The organism is Enterobacter cloacae complex sp. 370H10 (genome assembly GCF_050031535.1).
GTDB classification, from domain to species: domain Bacteria; phylum Pseudomonadota; class Gammaproteobacteria; order Enterobacterales; family Enterobacteriaceae; genus Enterobacter; species Enterobacter intestinihominis.
In genome coordinates this window covers 2,766,427-2,782,813 of the sequence record NZ_JBLGWG010000001.1, presented here as the reverse complement: position 1 = coordinate 2,782,813, position 16,387 = coordinate 2,766,427, and the positions used below count along the sequence as shown (strand labels likewise).

The following is a 16,387-nucleotide window of genomic DNA, read 5'->3' as shown; positions in this document are numbered from 1 at the left end:
AATCTGTAATTAGATGATTGTTCTTTTGCTCATAATGGAGTGGCTATGCGTGTTGTCATACTGGGAAGTGGTGTCGTTGGCGTAACCAGCGCCTGGTATTTAAGTCAGGCGGGACATGAGGTTACCGTTATCGATCGCGAATCCGGTCCGGCGCTGGAAACCAGTGCGGCGAATGCGGGGCAGATCTCCCCGGGCTACGCTGCGCCGTGGGCGGCCCCGGGCGTTCCGCTGAAGGCGATCAAATGGATGTTTCAGCGACATGCGCCGCTGGCGATAAGCCTTGACGGCACACAGTTCCAGCTTAAGTGGATGTGGCAGATGCTGCGCAACTGCGACACCCGCCACTACATGGAAAACAAAGGGCGCATGGTGCGCCTCGCAGAATACAGCCGCGATTGCCTGAAAGCGCTGCGTTCCTCAACGGGGATCGAATATGAAGGGCGCCAGGGCGGCACACTTCAGCTGTTCCGTACCGCGCAACAGTATGAAAACGCGACCCGCGATATCGCCGTGCTTGAAGATGCGGGCGTACCCTATCAGCTGCTGGAAGCCAGCCAACTTGCCCAGGTGGAGCCAGCACTTGCCGAGGTCGCGCACAAGCTGACGGGCGGCCTGCGTTTACCGAACGATGAAACTGGCGACTGCCAGCTTTTCACCCAGCGTCTGGCGCGCATGTGTGAGCAGGCCGGGGTGAAATTCCGCTTCAACACCTCTGTCGACAAGCTGCTGTCGGAAGGGGAGAAGATTTACGGCGTGAAGTGTGGAGAAGAGGTCATCAAAGCCGATGCTTACGTGATGGCGTTCGGATCCTATTCTACCGCGATGCTGAAAGGGATCCTGGATATCCCGGTCTATCCGCTGAAAGGCTACTCCCTGACCATTCCCGTGAAAGAGGACAGCGGCGCGCCAGTATCAACCATTCTTGATGAAACCTACAAAATCGCCATCACCCGCTTCGATAACCGGATCCGCGTCGGGGGCATGGCGGAAATCGTGGGCTTCAATACCGAACTGCTCAAACCACGTCGTGAAACGCTGGAGATGGTCGTCGGCGATCTCTTCCCGCGCGGCGGTTTCATTGAGCAGGCGACGTTCTGGACCGGCCTGCGTCCAATGACCCCGGACGGCACGCCGATTGTGGGCCGTACGCCTTACAAAAATCTGTGGACAAATACCGGCCACGGTACGCTTGGCTGGACCATGGCCTGCGGTTCGGGCCAGCTGCTTAGCGACCTGATTTCCGGGCGGACGCCGGCAATTCCGTTTGACGATTTAAGCGCCGCACGCTATCAATCAGGGTTTACCCCCTCGCGTCCACAACACCTGCACGGCGCGCATAATTAAGGAGTCGTCATGTCCCGTCCCATTCTGGCCCAGCTGGATTTGCAGGCGCTGAAGGATAACCTGCAAATTGTTCGTCGTGCTGCGCCGGGTTCTCGTGTCTGGTCGGTGGTGAAAGCCAACGCCTACGGTCATGGTATCGACCGTATCTGGAGTGCGCTCGGCTCCACCGACGGTTTTGCCTTGCTGAATCTGGAAGAGGCCATCCTGCTGCGTGAGCGCGGCTGGAAAGGACCGATCCTGCTGCTGGAAGGATTCTTCCATCTGCAAGATCTGCCTCTGCTGGATAAGTACCGCCTGACGACCAGCGTTCACAGTAACTGGCAGATCAAGGCCATTCAGGACGCGAAGCTGCATGCCCCGCTGGATATCTATCTCAAAGTGAACAGCGGTATGAATCGTCTGGGCTTCCAGCCTGAACGTGTGCACACGGTCTGGCAGCAGCTTCGTGCGCTGAAAAACGTCGGTGAGATGACGCTGATGGCGCATTTTGCCGATGCGGAAAAGCCGGACGGCATTGCCGATGGTATGGTCCGCATTGAGCAGGCGGCAGAAGGGCTGGACTGTCCGCGCTCGCTGTCGAACTCAGCGGCAACGCTCTGGCATCCCGAGGCGCATTACAACTGGGTGCGCCCGGGGATCGTTCTGTACGGCGCGTCACCCTCAGGTCAGTGGCAGGATATCGCCAACAGCGGCCTGAAGCCGGTGATGACGTTACGAAGCGAAATTATCGGCGTGCAAACCCTGAAAGCGGGCGATACGGTGGGCTATGGCAGCCGCTATCGGGCAGCGGGCGAACAGCGTATCGGTATCGTGGCGGGGGGCTATGCAGATGGTTATCCGCGCATCGCCCCGAGCGGCACGCCGGTGTGGGTCGATGGCGTGCGTACGGGCACGGTAGGCACCGTCTCAATGGACATGTTGGCTATTGATTTGACGCCATGTCCTCAGGCGGGGATCGGCTCACCGGTTGAGCTGTGGGGCAACGAGGTTAAAATTGATGATGTGGCCGCTGCGGCGGGCACTGTCGGGTATGAACTGATGTGCGCGCTGGCGTCAAGAGTGCCTGTTGTGACGGTGTAACATGTGTGTGCCGGGTGGCGGCTTCGCCTTACCCGGCCTACAAAAGCCCGAACGTAGGCCGGGTAAGCGTTAGCGCCACCCGGCAAAAAAGCAGCTACTCCGCCGCCTCCTCCTCCATCGGCCTTACGCCGACTTTGCGCACCGCGTTATCCTCTTTCTCGGCCACCGTCCAGACCATCCCGGCAAACTCCACCTGGTCACCGACGACCGGTGCAGCCCCTAATAATTGCTGAATAATCTCGCCCAGTGTTTGCTGGTTATCGCGATTCTCCAGTCCTCCCTCCAGCCCATAAATCAGCGCCACATCCGCAAAGCGGGCACTGGCTTCGAGGATAAAATCGCCGAAGAAACGCTGATCCAGCGCCACCGGGGGCGACTGGCTGAACAGCTTGCCAAGGGCAGGCAGGTCGCGCTCGCGGCCAATCACGCAGAGGATATCGTTCTCTCGCAGCCGCGTGCTGCCGGTCGGGTGAAGCAGGGCGTTATCCCGGAACAGGGCGGCAATGCGCGTTTCAGCGGGCATATGCAGATCGCGTAGCGAAGCACCCACGCACCACTTATCCGCGCTTAGCTGATAGACAAACTGTTCCCACGGGTTGTCTGGGTGAATATCCAGCCCCACGCGGGAGACCGGCCAGCCAACGGGCGGTACCACCACTTTGGCTTTTTTCGCCGCCCAGCCCAGCGACGTCCCCTGGAACAGCAGCGATACCAGCACCACGAAGAAGGCGACGTTGAAGAACAGACGAGCGTTGTCCAGCCCGGCCATCATCGGGAAAACCGCCAGGATAATCGGCACCGCGCCGCGCAGCCCCACCCAACTGATAAATATCCGCTCACGCAGGTTAAACCCGCGGAACGGCAGCAGCCCGGCAAACACCGACAGCGGACGGGCGATGAAGATCATCCAGGCCGACAAAAGCAGCGCTGGCACGACGATAGGCAGCAGGTCGGAAGGCGTCACCAGCAGGCCCAGCACCAGGAACATAGCGATCTGTGCCAGCCAGGCCAGCCCGTCAAAGTTTTGCAGTATCGCATAACGGTTACGAATCGGTCGGTTGCCCAGCAGGAATCCACAGAGGTAAACCGCCAGAATACCGCTGCCGTCCAGCGCGGTGGTGACGGCAAAGATCAGGATCCCGCCGCTCAGGGCCAGCAGCGGGTAAAGGCCGGAAGGCAGCGTAATACGGTTGATTGTCTGCTGTAACAGGTAACCGCCGCCGAGACCAATGATAATCCCGAGGCCAAACTGCTGGAGGATGTGCCAGGCGAACAACCAGCTCAGGCCAGTTTCGTGCTGCTGGATCATCTCAATCAGGGTGATGGTCAGGAACACCGCCATCGGATCGTTGCTGCCGGATTCAATCTCAAGCGTGGAGCCAACGCGCTCGTTCAGCCCCTTGCCGCCGAGCAGCGAGAACACCGCCGCCGCATCGGTAGAGCCGACAATCGCGCCAATAAGCAGGCCTTCCATCATATCGAGGTTAAACAGCCAGGCTGCCATCATACCGGTCAGGCCGGAGGTGATTAGCACGCCGACGGTAGCCAGAGACAGCGCCGGGCCTAAGGCAACGCGAAACGAACTTGCCTGGGTGCGCATGCCGCCGTCCAGCAAGATCACCGCCAGCGCGAGGTTACTTACCATATAGGCGAAAGGGTAATTATCGAAGGGGATACCGCCGATTCCGTCAACCCCCGCCAGCATGCCGATAGCCAGGAAAATGACAAGAATAGGTATGCCAAGGCGCGATGAAAATGAACTTAATAAAATGCTGAAGGTTACCAGGATGGAACCCAGAATGAAAAGACTGATTATCGCTGTGGCACTCAATGTCGTCTTACTCCCACCTCAATGTGAACGCTGTTATTAAAACCCTAACATATTAACAACTGTATCTGCGTTTTATTGAGGGGGAATAACGGCTTTTTTATGCCTTTAAGACCGGATGACCGCTGATTGTTAACCGACTGCCTGAATTACCGTGTGCAAGGTGCGCCCGGGCACCCAGTGGCAAGGTAACGGTTTGCTGCTCATGGCCGAAATTCAGACCGGCGATCACCGGAATATCCAGCCGGGAACGAATGAAATCGACCATCGTCTCCAGCGTGTAGCCCGCGTCGTAATCGTTGGGGGCTGACCCGCTGAAACTGCCCAGCACAATGGCCGACTGCCGATCCAGGATCCCGGCGTGATAAAGCTGTAACAGCATGCGTTCGACGCGGAACGGGTGTTCGTTGATATCTTCCAGCACCAGAATGCCGTCCTCGATCTGCGGCAGCCACGGTGTCCCAATCAGCGATACCAGCATCGCGAGGTTTCCGCCCCACAGCTGCCCTTCACATTCCCAGTGCGGTCCGTTGCCTTGCCACTCGACGGTAAACGTCGGGTTTTGCAGGGCGCGCCAGAAATGGTCCTGCGTAAACGCATCCAGCTCCGGCGCACCAAAGTTGCCGGCCAGCATCGGGCCGCTAAAGGTAATGACGTTATGCAACGCCAGCAGCCCGAGCTGGATCGCCGTGAAATCGCTGTGTCCGCAGATTAACAGCGGATCCTGCTGCTGGCGTGCGGCCAGCCCGGCCCAGTCGATGCTCTCCAGCAGCCGGCTTGCGCCATAGCCGCCGCGCACGGCCAGCACAATGGTGTTTTCACCTTCCAGCGTTGCCAGGCTGTTGATATCGCTCAGTCTCTGCGCCTCCGTACCGGCAAAACGCTGCATGCGGCGGGGGATAATTGTCTGATTTTTTACCTGATGGCCCATTTCCAGCAGGCGCTGAACGCCCCGCTGTGCCGCCTCCTGGTTGATGCAGTAGCCCGACGGTGCAATGAGATGAAACTGAGGCATGGCAATTCCTTGCTGAATGAGAATCTAATTGTCTATATCATGCCGCTTATACGCCGCCTGCTTCAAGGGGCGACGTACCGCGATGACCGGCTATAAGGATAGATGACGTGAAATTGAGATGGTTTGCTTTTTTGATTGTGTTGCTCGCTGGCTGTAGTTCAAAACATGATTATAAAAATCCCCCCTGGAATCCTGAAGTCCCGGTAAAGCGGGCCATGCAGTGGATGCCGATCAGCGAACAAGCCGGGAAGGCCTGGGGCGTGAGCCCGCGCCTGATCACCGCGATCATCGCCGTGGAGTCCGGCGGGAACCCGACGCTGGTGAGTAAATCGAATGCGGTGGGGCTGATGCAGTTAAAAGCCTCTACGGCGGGAAGAGAGGTCTATCGCTACATGGGCTGGAAGGGACAGCCATCCACCAGCGAGCTGAAAAACCCGGAACGTAATATCTCTATGGGAACCGCTTACCTGAGCATTCTGGAGCATGGCATTCTGAAGGGGATTGACGATCCGGAAGTGATGCAATATGCGCTGGTGGTGTCGTACGTTAACGGAGCTGGCGCGCTGCTCCGAACCTTCTCATCCGATCGCAAAGAGGCGATAGAAGAGATTAACGATATGGATAAAGATGAATTCTTCGAACACGTTGTGAAGAATCATCCGTCAGCACAGGCTCCACGTTATATCTGGAAAGTACAGAAAGCAATGGACGCCATGTAACGTCTTTGTCGGGCGGCAGCACGCTGCCCGACGCCTTTCAGCGCACTTTATTCGCGCGTTCCCGCGCTTCACGCTCCAGTGAAAAAATGATGCGCTGTAATTCGCGCTCGGCGCCTGGCCCGACATTCAGAAAGCGAAAACTCAGTCGCGGCGTGGTAATGGTTTCGTTTTTGCCGTCCACCACCTTGCGCTCGCTGATGGCAATCAGCTGGGCGTCAAACCAGAAGCGTCCCCATCCGCCCATATCCAGCTCGATCTGACTAAAACGCATACCTTCCACCAGCCCTTCCGGCTTCGGCATATCCATCAACGCTCCCATGCCGCCCAGCGACAGGTCGAAGAGACGAAAGCGGATCTCTTTTTTGTCCGGCATTTTTGCCTTACAGAAGTAGGCCGGGTGAAGCGGGGCGCTGATGCGAAAATACTCGCGGCGCTGCACGAACCAGAGATTAGCGGGCAGGGGGGTGATAAACGCAGGCAAACCCTGGTACACGATCGTGGTCAGGTGAGGCAGTATAAACTCAACTTTAGCCCCCTGCGTTTCGGCCATCACCGAGAGGTTTTCTGCCTGTAGCGCGGCACGGTTTTCATCGCTCTGGCTACCCAGATCCACGATCAGGTGTTCTGCCGTCACGTCCAGGATCTTGCTGATAAACTGGCTGGTTGACCAGTTGATGCGCAGCGGCACCTCGCCCTTTTTCAGGTCGCGTAACACCCCTAATACAGCCAGCGGATTTTGTTTCAGGAACTGCTCACTGTAGCTACTCACGCCAGATGGCTCCTCGATAGATGACAGACTGTCTCTGGGTTATCGGCACGCTGGCATGAAACTTAATACAAACGATCTGTTTTTCTCCGCTGATATTGATTCGGTAATAAAAATGATAATAATTGTCGTTCCCAATATTATCTAATAATAAGACGACACTATGAGCACCTCACGTTTTGCGTTATGCGCGTTGGCAGGCGCCGTTACGCTGGCATTGCAGACACAGGCTTTCGCAGAAGAACCCACCATCGTGGTAACCGGTACAGAGCAGGGCAGCGCGCTCCCTGCCTGGACCAATAGCGCCACGAAATCAGCCGTCGCGGAAAGTAAAACGCCGCAGGTGATCAACACCATCGCCTCTAAAGAGATTGAGCAGCGGCACGCCAGTTCGGTAAACGAGATCCTGCGCTATGCGCCGGGCGTTTCCACGGAGGTGCGCGGGAGCACCTCTTACATGAGCGAGTACAAAATCCGCGGGTTCAACGTTGATCAGGAGTTCTACAACGGCCTGCAACTTCCCTATAACGTCACCGGGAACACCAAAGCGCGAATCGATCCGCTGCTGATTGAGAGCGTCGATATCCTGAAGGGGCCGTCATCCGTGCTGTATGGCGGCGGCTCCCCGGGCGGGCTGGTCAATATTCAGAGTAAAAAGCCGCAGAAAGAGGCGAAAACGGAACTGGGCTTTAATACCGGAAACCGCAATCTGAAAGAGGGGTACCTGGATTCCACGGGGCAGATTGCGAACAGCGACTGGAACTATCGTCTGCTGGGCAAAGCGACGGAAAGTGACGAACAGGCGCACACCACGCGGTATGAAAACTATCTGGTGGCCCCCTCCGTGACCTGGCAGCCGGATGACAAAACGCGCCTGACCATTGACGCGCTGGCGCAAAATACGCCGAGCCTGACGCCGTCTGATCCGATGCCGCTAAGCTATCTGCGGTCTAAATACGCCGATCGTCGTGACTATGCCGGGGATGAGTGGAGCGGCTTCAAACAGCGCCAGTGGATGCTGGGCTACAGCTTTGAGCATGAGTTTGACAGTGGCTGGGGCTTTAACCAGAAAGCGCGCTACTTTGACGTGGATACCCACCAGCGCAGCGCCTATTCCACCGGGACGGGCAGCGAGGTCTACCAGCTTAACCGCTTCGCCTATACCACGGATGAAGATTTGCAGAGCTTCAACATTGATAACCAGGTTACCCGAACCGTCGCGCTGGGGGACTGGCAACATCATCTGCTGGCGGGCTTTGACTACCAGAAGCTGAACTCTCACTTCCATTATCGTTACGCCTCGTCCACACCGGGTATCGATATGCGCAATCCGGATCACTCGCAGATCGATAACGATGCGCTGGGGCTTGAAACAGCGCAGAAAAACCGTCTCGGCTATCAGCAGAATGGCTATTACCTTCAGGATCAGATTGCGTTTGGCGGGCTTAACGTGCTGGCCAGCCTGCGCTTTGACGACTACCGTTCCGTCACCACCAACTATCTGCAAAACGGTGACAAAGCCTGGGTATCGCAGGATCGCCTCACCAAACGACTGGGGGCGCTTTATGCCTTCGACAATGGTCTCTCGCCGTTTATCAGCTATTCGGAAGGCTTCGCACCGGTATCGCCGCAGGGTACGCTGACCGCGAAAGACGTTAAGCCCACCACCAGTAAGCAGGTGGAGGGTGGGGTGAAATATCTGCTGGCGGAATATGCAACTACCTTCACCGCCTCGGTGTTTAACATTCGTCAGAAAAATGTGGTGACCAGCGATCCGGGTTTCCTCAACTACCGACAGACCGGGGAAGTGGAATCGAAAGGCGCGGAGCTTTCCGCTATTAGTCGTCCAACGGATAACCTGACGCTGATTGCCAATTATGCCTACACCCACGCCATCAATACCGAAGATGACAAGTACCAGGGCAAACGACCGACGCAGGTCCCTGAGAACGCCTTTAATCTGTGGGGAGATTACACCTTTGACAGCACGCCGCTGAGAGGGTTAACGCTGGGGGCTGGTGCACGCTACACCGGGCCGATGGAGATCTCGCCAGCCAATGATGCAGGCAAGCTGGGCGGTACGACGCAGTACGATCTGGCGGCATCTTACCGCATGGGCGAACTGGCGCCATCGCTGGAGGGGCTGACGCTGAAAGCGAGCGCGCAGAACGTCACCAACAAAGAGACGCTCACCTGCTATGACGCGACCAACTGCTGGATAGGCCGCGACCGCACCTTCCAGGTCGGGGCGAGCTACAGCTTCTGAAAAAAGCCCGGTGGCGTTACCGCACTGAACAGTCCCCTCGCCCCTTTGGGGAGAGGGTTAGGGTGAGGGGCGCTACTGCGCCGCCTGTTTAGCAGGTGCAACATCATCGTTTGCCGCAGACTGATTCTCCGGTACGCTGTCGCACGGCTTCTCTTTCGGGCAGACCATGTCCAGCATCCTGAGCGTCACACCGTTACTCCAGCCGAAACCGTCCTGCAACGGATACTCACCGCCGCCACCGCCGGTACCTGTCGAAGAGACATCGTACTTCTCAACCAGTTTCTTCTCGCGATCGTAGGTATGCTGAACGTTTTTCAGGAAACGCCAGGTCACGTCCATCGCCACTTTCTGCTGACCATAGTTCTGCAACCCTTCCACCGCTACCCACTGCAACGGCGCCCAGCCGTTCGGCGCATCCCACTGCTGCCCGCTGTTGAGGGTGGTGGTAGAAATACCGCCCGGTTTCAGCAGGCGCGACGATGCGGCTGCGGCCACTTTATCGGCGCGATCCTGTGATGCGGCCTTCACATACAGCGGGAAGAGGGCCGCGGCAGTCAGCTGATTACGCACCTTCCTGGTTTTCAGATCGTAATCCGCATACCAGCCCTCTTTATCGTTCCACAGGTGGCTCTCCATGGCTTTCTGACGTGCGGAGGCCAGCGCGTCATATTTACTTGCGCTTGCGGTATCCCCGTCTTCCTGGCTGGCACGGGCCAGCAGTTTTTCCATCTTAAACATCAGCGCATTCAGATCCACCGGCACGATGCTGGTGGTGCGGATGGTACCCAGCTTCTGGGGATCGTCCATCCAGCGGGAGCTGAAATCCCAGCCCGAGGCCGCGGCAGAGCGCAGATCACGGTAAATCTCGGTGGCCGGACGGTTAGGGTTATTTTTGGCGGTGGTCACGTCATCCAGCCACGACTCAGGGCGTGGCGTGTCCAGATCGTCCCAGTAGCGGTTGAGGAGGGAGCCGTCATCCAGCTTCACTACGCGTTTGTTTGCCTGACCAGGCTGGAGCCCATCAGCCCCCTCCATCCAGTAGGCATACTCCTTCTCCATCTGCGGACGGTATTTCTTCAACGCGTCGCTGTCATGCGTGGCCAACAGTTCCACCATCAAAGAAAAGAAAGGCGGCTGAGAGCGGCTCAGGTAGTAACTGCGGTTACCGTTAGGGATATGGCCCCAGGTATCAAGCTCGTATGCGAAGTTGTCCACCATGTCGCCGATCTTATCCCAGTGGCCGCTCTCGGCCAGCCCCAGCATGGTGAAATAGCTGTCCCAGTAATAGACTTCGCGGAAGCGTCCTCCCGGCACGACATAGGGTTTTGGCAGAGGCAGGAGGGAGTCCCATTTGTTCGCTTTGTCGGTGGTGCGGGTCAGCACAGGCCACAGATCGTCTATGTGTTCGCGCAGGCTCTGGCCCTCAGGGGGAACATATTTCTCACCCTCCTTCGGCAGGATAAAGTTCATCTCCACGAAGTGACGCAGGTCAAAACCGGACTGGGTATGCTGCATCCGGTAATCCGCCAGGATCATCAGCGGGTCGCTTTTGGGAACGGCATCCGCGAAGGTTTTCTGATCCGGGAACAGTTTGGCGCTCTGAACGTCATTAAAGAGGGGGCCAAGAAGAATATCAGGTGAGCTTTGCTGGCTCGTTGGCTGGTCTTCAGCATAACCAAATGCGGTAACACCGAGTAGTGCGCCTGCCAACGCAAGGGGTAAAAAAGCGGGGCGTCGTGCGCGAGGTCTTATCATCGGTTCGTCTCCTGTCTTCACTGAGCAGCGTGACCGCTGTTGTCAATTACCTGAAAACCTTAGACGAATATCGATAACTTCGCGTGTTGAATGTCCCATTTTTCGCATAACCAGATAATTCGGGTGCGCTTTCACTACACCAGGGTTGGATTACTTAATTTTTAACCACACCACGGAAAGGCCGGGTAAGCTTCATGCCACCCGGCTTAAGCCCTACAACCCTTTTTTATCCATCAGCACCGCCAAATCCACCAGACGGTTTGAGAAGCCCCACTCGTTGTCATACCACGACAGGATCTTCACCATATTCCCGCCAATCACCAGCGTTGAAAGCCCGTCGATAATGGATGAGCGCGGGTCGCCCTGATAATCACTGGAGACAAGCGGTTCATCGCTGTAGCCCAGGATGCCTTTCAGCGGCCCGCTACCGGCAGCCTGACGGAACGCGTCATTCACCTCTTCGGCGGTCACGTTGCGGCTCAGCGTCACCGTCAGATCGACAATCGACACCACTGGCACCGGCACGCGCAGGGAATACCCGGTGAGTTTACCGTCCAGTTCGGGGATTACTTTCCCGAGCGCTTTTGCCGCGCCGCTGGAATAAGGCACAATCGATAATGCTGCCGCACGCGCGCCGCGCAGATCTTTTTCTGGCTGGTCATGCAGCGCCTGGCTGTTGGTGTAGGCATGCGTGGTGTTCATCAGCCCGTGTTCAATGCCAAACTGCTGGTGCAGCACCTGCGCCGCTGGCGCCAGACCGTTAGTGGTGCAACTCCCGTTACTGACCACAAAATGCTGGGCCGGATCGTACAGCGTGTGGTTCACGCCCATTACCACCGTAAGATCATCATTTTTAGCCGGGGCGGAAATAATAACGCGTTTTGCGCCGCCGCTCGTGATATGCACCGCCGCTTTATCACGTTCGGTGAAGAAACCGGTGGCTTCGATTACCACCTCAACGTCAGCGTCTTTCCACGGAATGTTTGCCGGGTCGCGTTCACTGAATACGGTGATGCGTTGCCCGTCAACCTGTAGCGCGCCGTCCGCCGCTTCCACAGGTACCGGTAGCGTGCCGAGCAGAGAGTCATATTTCAGCAGATGGGCGAGGGTTTTACTGTCCGTCAGATCGTTAATGGCCACAATCTGGAGATCCGGATTGCCCAGCGCCGCGCGCAGGACATTACGTCCGATACGGCCGAAACCGTTAATACCGACCTTAACCATGATGCACTCCTTATCTGTGTTGTCTGGAGTTACTGTAGGTGTCAGGTCGGTTGGCGTAAATGACAAAAAAGGATCAGATCACGCCATTCTGCGGCAGTGGAAACGCTGGCGATATTCGCCCGGCGTGAGATGAAGCTGCTTTTCAAAAACGCGGCGCAGGTTGATGCTGGTCCCAAACCCGCTTTTTTCGGCAATGACCTCAAGCGGATACGGGGTCTGCTCCAGAAGCTGTCGTGCGGCGGCCAGGCGGGCTTCGGTGACATAACGGGCCGGAGGTACACCGACGTCACGCGTGAACACGCGGGTGAAATTGCGCGGACTCATGGCGACCCGTTCGGCCAGCCTTTCGACGCACAAATCTGCGGTGAGGTTTTGCAGGATCCAGCTTTGCAGTTCGCTAACCGGTCCGGTCGCGCCGGACTGCTCCAGATTATAGCGGCTGAACTGTAGTTGGCCGCCAGGCCGGCGCAGGTACATCACCATATCCTGCGCCACGTTGCGGGCGAGGGTGAAGCCGTAATCATCCTCCACCAGCGCCAGCGTCAGATCAAACCCGGAACTGACGCCGCCGGATGTCCAGACGGGACCATCCTGAACATAGAGCGGGCCGCCCTCAACGTTGACCGCAGGATAGCGGGTTTTCAACGTTTCCAGAAGCCGCCAGTGGGTCGTTGCCCGGCGCCCATCGAGAAGTCCGGCCTGTGCCAGCAGCAGGGCCCCGCCGCAGACAGAGGCGACGCGTCGCGCATGCGGCGCGGCCAGGTGCAGCCAGTCCACCACCGCAGTGCTTTCCTGCTCATTCATGCCACGGCCGGTGATGATAATCGTGTCCAGCGGCTCGCGCGGATCCAGCTCCGGCAGGCGATAGTCCGCCAGCAGATTTAAGCCGGATTGGCCATGGATCACCAGGTGAGGCTGGGTAGTGGCAATAATGATGCGGTAGCGGGGCTGCGCCAGACCGTCCGGGTGCAGACGGTTGGCCTGCATCAGAATGTCGGCTATACCGGCGGCTTCAAACAACATGCCACCATCAGGAACAATTATCAGGATCTTCTTCATGTCCTGAAAAGTACCTTTCTTACAATATAAGTCAAGTGGAGGACGTTGACAGTTACCGAGCACGGTTATGGTCAACCCCGATGCCGGCAACGGCACATATTTTGATACCCACTTAACCTGTTTTTACCGCTCGGCCTGTAAGCTATGGTGCGGGAAAGCAAAGAACTCATAACAAATTTTCATCATGTTTGTAATAAATCGTCGGAGTGGTGGAAAGCAAGCAATAGTGTAGTGACGGTAAAATGCCAAATGAAGTTCGCCTGTCGAAAGCAGCGTCTTTATTCATTACCTGGAAAGGGTGGGTTATATTTTGAGCAATGCTTTGGCGAGCAAGATTGTAGTCAGGCTTAATTATTCATACGGCCCAGACGAAAGAAAATTATCTTAAGAAGGGGGAGAGCATAAAGTTAATTTGCGGCGTGAAATTAATTTTTTCATCCTTACTGTGTTTTCTTAATTTGATGGGACATCGTCCTGAGTATTGACGATTTGCTATCGATACAACAAATAATTCGTGTGAGATATATTCATATGCAACTGAAAAATTCTCCGTTCTACTAATTATGGTAGTGGCAGGAATAGTGGTATTACGTTAGTGATAATGGTTCTCTTTTGGATTTTTTTGTCTTTAAATCAGTTAATTGCGTGATTTATCTATTTTTCAGATTAATCTCAGAGTGAGGCGAATGCCTCATGAATCAGCAGTAGCGAAAAAGGAAATATTGAAAAGGTGATAAGCTCATGTAAACTTGTTTACCGTTTGTCAAAATATGTCAGGATTACGCTGGGCCTTATTCTCGAAGGCTCGTGCGGTAGCTATGCCCAAATAATAGTAACGCCCCGGAAAAACCTGACTATTTTTAACAATAGCACCTAAGTCAAATTTTATCCCCTCTCTTCATCCTCTAAATATCGCTACGGAAAAGCATATGAAACTGCGTGTATTGTTATCACTTCTGTTTGTTATGGCGGTGGCGGGCTGTAAGGCGCCGCAAAAACCAGCGATCACCGATGATACGATTGTGACCAGCCAGGTTAATGGCATCACGCTGACGCACCGTCACGCTGTTACCCCTCCGGCGGAGTTCACTCAGGTGAATGAACCGTATCGTGCTATGTACCCGGCATCCCTGATGAGCCGTCCTGACTACGGTGGAAAAGTGATCCGTACGCTTGAGACCGGAAAAACTTACGTCGTGCTTGGGCAGGTTGAACATTTCTGGATGGCGCTGGCCGATGATGGGAGTGAACAGCTGATTGGTTACGTGCCGATGCGTGCCGTGATCAAGGCCGACCAGTACGAAGCCACCGTGCGTAAACAGGCACTGCGCCCTAAAGCGCGCAAGAAAACCACCTGTGTTGATGTCGATGGCAACAGCAAAGCCTGCAAAGACAGCGCGAACGGTACCTGGATCCTGAACTAAACGGGTTTCACGAGCATATTTTTATGAATAATAAAAATTTCCATCGGATGTGGTTCCCTTTTTTTGCGTTGATTCTCGCGCTGATCGGTGGTTGTACGTCGTCTTCACACAGCGACCCCTCCCGCTATAATCTTCAGTTTCAGGCTCATCCTCAAATCAATGATTCTGCACCGCTTAAGGTCAGAGTATTGCTGCTGAAATCCGATGCGGATTTCATGTCCAGCGACTTCTACTCCTTACAGAACAACGCGTCAGCCACGCTTGGCGCGAATCTGCTGAACAGCGATGTGTTCTTCCTGATGCCGGGCCAGCTTTCGAAAACCCTGAGCGGTCAAAGCTCACCGGAAGCGCGCTATATCGGCGTAATGGCGGAATACCAGGCACTGGACGGCAAAAAATGGCGCGTCTCACTTCCTTTGCCTCTTCCCGGCGAAAACGCGATTTACCAGTTCTGGAAATGGTCCGCAGATGAACTCCAGGCCAGCGTCTTCCTTGACGTAAATGGTATCCGGGTCATCAGCCAGTAACGCCCTTCATAACAGGAAAGAGATCATCATGACGAAAGCAGAAAAGGTCGTCTGGACCGAGGGCATGTTCCTGCGTCCCCACCATTTTCAGCGGACAGAAAGTTACCTCCTCAACCACGTTCGTGAGTGGGGGGCCTTGCAGCGTTCGTATCTCTGGGGCTTTCTCGACCTTGAGCTGGATGAAGCGATGCTTCGCCAGGGCTGTATTGCCCTGAGCTACTGTAGCGGTTTGCTCCCTGACGGCACCTTTTTCCAGGTGCGCAGCGACCGCAACGGTCCGGCCCCGCTAAAAATCCCCGATAATCTTACCAATGAAAAGGTGGTGCTTGCGCTGCCGGTTCGTCGCGGTGGACGTGAAGAGGTGATTTTCAGCGAGGAGCACTCTTCTCTGGCGCGTTTTATTACGTTTGAACAAGAGGTAGAAGACGACAACGCCATGTCGGTCGGGGAAGCGACGGTTCAGTTTGGCCGCCTGCGTCTGACCCTGATGCTGGAGAAAGATCTGACGGCAGAATGGACCGCCATCGGCGTGGCGTGCGTCGCTGAAAAGCGCAACGACAACCACGTGCGGCTGGATAACAGCTACATCCCGCCAATGCTGAACGCCAATAACAGCCCGCAGCTGTACGGCATGATCAATGACCTGCACGGCTTGCTGGTGCAGCGTAGCCAGCAGATCGGCGGCCGCCTGCGCCAGCCGGGGCGTTTCAATACGTCCGAGATGGTTGAGTTCACGCTTCTTTCGCTGATCAACCGCCACCTTGGCGACATCTCACATTTAAAAACGCTGCCGCTGCTTCACCCTGAAGCGCTCTGGCGAAGCTGGCTGCCGTTTGCCACGGAACTCGCCACCTGGACGCCGCAGCGTACCGCAGAGAGCATACTGCCGGTATACGACCATGACGATCTCGCCCTTTGCTTCGGCAAACTGATGCTGATGCTGCGTCAGGGGCTGTCGCTGGTCATGGAAGATCATGCCATCCAGCTGCCGCTGCACGAACGCTCTCACGGACTGAACATCGCCACCGTACCGGAGACCAGCATGGTCCGCGAATTTGGCTTCGTGCTGGCGGTAAAAGCCAATGTCCCCGGCGAACACCTGCAAACCCATTTCCCTGCCCAGATGAAGGTTGCGCCAGTCTCGAAAATTCGCGATCTGGTTCAGCTCCAACTGCCGGGCATCATGCTTCGGGCAATGCCCGTCGCGCCGCCGCAGATCCCGTGGCATGCAGGCTACAGCTATTTCGAGCTCGAGAGGGGCAGCGAACTGTGGCACGAGATGGACAAGTCTGGGGCATTCGCGCTGCATCTCGCAGGGGAATTCCCGGGTCTCGATATGGAGTTCTGGGCCATCCGTAGCCCGACAGAATAATAAAGCGA

General features: G+C 56.2%; 12 protein-coding genes and 1 pseudogene. 7 read left to right on the top strand and 6 right to left on the bottom strand.

Annotated features, from left to right (window positions below):
* The first annotated feature begins 45 nt into the window (after nucleotides 1-45).
* Together ACQG2Q_RS13655 and dadX are read left to right on the top strand one after the other, a co-directional pair.
* Nucleotides 46-1,344, top strand: a complete 1,299-nt coding sequence (locus ACQG2Q_RS13655) for a D-amino acid dehydrogenase (RefSeq protein WP_022648428.1) — start codon at nucleotides 46-48, stop codon at nucleotides 1,342-1,344.
* Between the two features lie 9 nt (nucleotides 1,345-1,353).
* The gene (dadX, locus tag ACQG2Q_RS13650) at nucleotides 1,354-2,424 is read left to right on the top strand and encodes a catabolic alanine racemase DadX (RefSeq protein WP_063849151.1); all 1,071 of its coding nucleotides are present in this window, start codon (nucleotides 1,354-1,356) and stop codon (nucleotides 2,422-2,424) included.
* 163 nt (nucleotides 2,425-2,587) lie between these two features.
* Here dadX and ACQG2Q_RS13645 read toward each other — a convergent pair.
* A pseudogene (locus tag ACQG2Q_RS13645) lies at nucleotides 2,588-4,255 on the bottom strand (potassium/proton antiporter); the annotation flags it as partial.
* 97 nt (nucleotides 4,256-4,352) lie between these two features.
* The gene (ldcA, locus tag ACQG2Q_RS13640; protein ID WP_063849150.1) at nucleotides 4,353-5,267 is read right to left on the bottom strand and encodes a muramoyltetrapeptide carboxypeptidase; all 915 of its coding nucleotides are present in this window, start codon (nucleotides 5,265-5,267) and stop codon (nucleotides 4,353-4,355) included.
* 107 nt (nucleotides 5,268-5,374) lie between these two features.
* Here ldcA and emtA point away from each other — a divergent pair, with 107 nt between their 5' ends.
* Nucleotides 5,375-5,986 (top strand): membrane-bound lytic murein transglycosylase EmtA, encoded by a 612-nt coding sequence (gene emtA / locus ACQG2Q_RS13635; protein WP_022648424.1) that lies wholly within the window; start codon nucleotides 5,375-5,377, stop codon nucleotides 5,984-5,986.
* 37 nt (nucleotides 5,987-6,023) lie between these two features.
* On the opposite strand, the gene ycgR is transcribed toward emtA, so the two are convergent.
* Nucleotides 6,024-6,755 (bottom strand): flagellar brake protein YcgR, encoded by a 732-nt coding sequence (gene ycgR / locus ACQG2Q_RS13630; RefSeq protein ID WP_063849149.1) that lies wholly within the window; start codon nucleotides 6,753-6,755, stop codon nucleotides 6,024-6,026.
* 160 nt (nucleotides 6,756-6,915) lie between these two features.
* Between ycgR and ACQG2Q_RS13625 the strand changes: the two genes are divergently transcribed.
* A complete protein-coding gene (locus tag ACQG2Q_RS13625; protein ID WP_063849148.1) occupies nucleotides 6,916-9,018 on the top strand; it encodes a TonB-dependent siderophore receptor in 2,103 nt (700 codons plus the stop codon).
* Nucleotides 9,019-9,090: 72 nt separating this feature from the next.
* Here ACQG2Q_RS13625 and ACQG2Q_RS13620 read toward each other — a convergent pair whose 3' ends face one another.
* The 3 genes from ACQG2Q_RS13620 to ACQG2Q_RS13610 form a co-directional block, all read right to left on the bottom strand.
* Entirely contained in the window at nucleotides 9,091-10,773 is a 1,683-nt protein-coding gene (locus ACQG2Q_RS13620) for an alpha,alpha-trehalase (protein ID WP_426759215.1), read from the bottom strand.
* 213 nt (nucleotides 10,774-10,986) lie between these two features.
* Complete coding sequence (gap, locus tag ACQG2Q_RS13615) at nucleotides 10,987-11,997, bottom strand: type I glyceraldehyde-3-phosphate dehydrogenase (RefSeq protein WP_023306461.1); 1,011 nt, start codon at nucleotides 11,995-11,997, stop codon at nucleotides 10,987-10,989.
* 78 nt (nucleotides 11,998-12,075) lie between these two features.
* On the bottom strand, nucleotides 12,076-13,056 hold the full coding sequence (locus tag ACQG2Q_RS13610; RefSeq protein WP_023300337.1) for a GlxA family transcriptional regulator: 981 nt from the start codon (nucleotides 13,054-13,056) through the stop codon (nucleotides 12,076-12,078).
* Between the two features lie 929 nt (nucleotides 13,057-13,985).
* Here ACQG2Q_RS13610 and ACQG2Q_RS13605 point away from each other — a divergent pair.
* The 3 genes from ACQG2Q_RS13605 to tssK are packed head-to-tail and all read left to right on the top strand — an operon-like array spanning nucleotide 13,986 to nucleotide 16,379.
* The gene (locus ACQG2Q_RS13605; RefSeq protein WP_023300336.1) at nucleotides 13,986-14,480 is read left to right on the top strand and encodes a hypothetical protein; all 495 of its coding nucleotides are present in this window, start codon (nucleotides 13,986-13,988) and stop codon (nucleotides 14,478-14,480) included.
* 23 nt (nucleotides 14,481-14,503) lie between these two features.
* Nucleotides 14,504-15,007: a type VI secretion system lipoprotein TssJ gene (tssJ, locus tag ACQG2Q_RS13600; protein ID WP_063849147.1), complete on the top strand. Its 504-nt coding sequence runs from the start codon at nucleotides 14,504-14,506 to the stop codon at nucleotides 15,005-15,007.
* A 28-nt stretch (nucleotides 15,008-15,035) separates the two neighbouring features.
* A complete protein-coding gene (gene tssK / locus ACQG2Q_RS13595) occupies nucleotides 15,036-16,379 on the top strand; it encodes a type VI secretion system baseplate subunit TssK (RefSeq protein WP_063849146.1) in 1,344 nt (447 codons plus the stop codon).
* The last annotated feature ends 8 nt before the right edge of the window (nucleotides 16,380-16,387 follow it).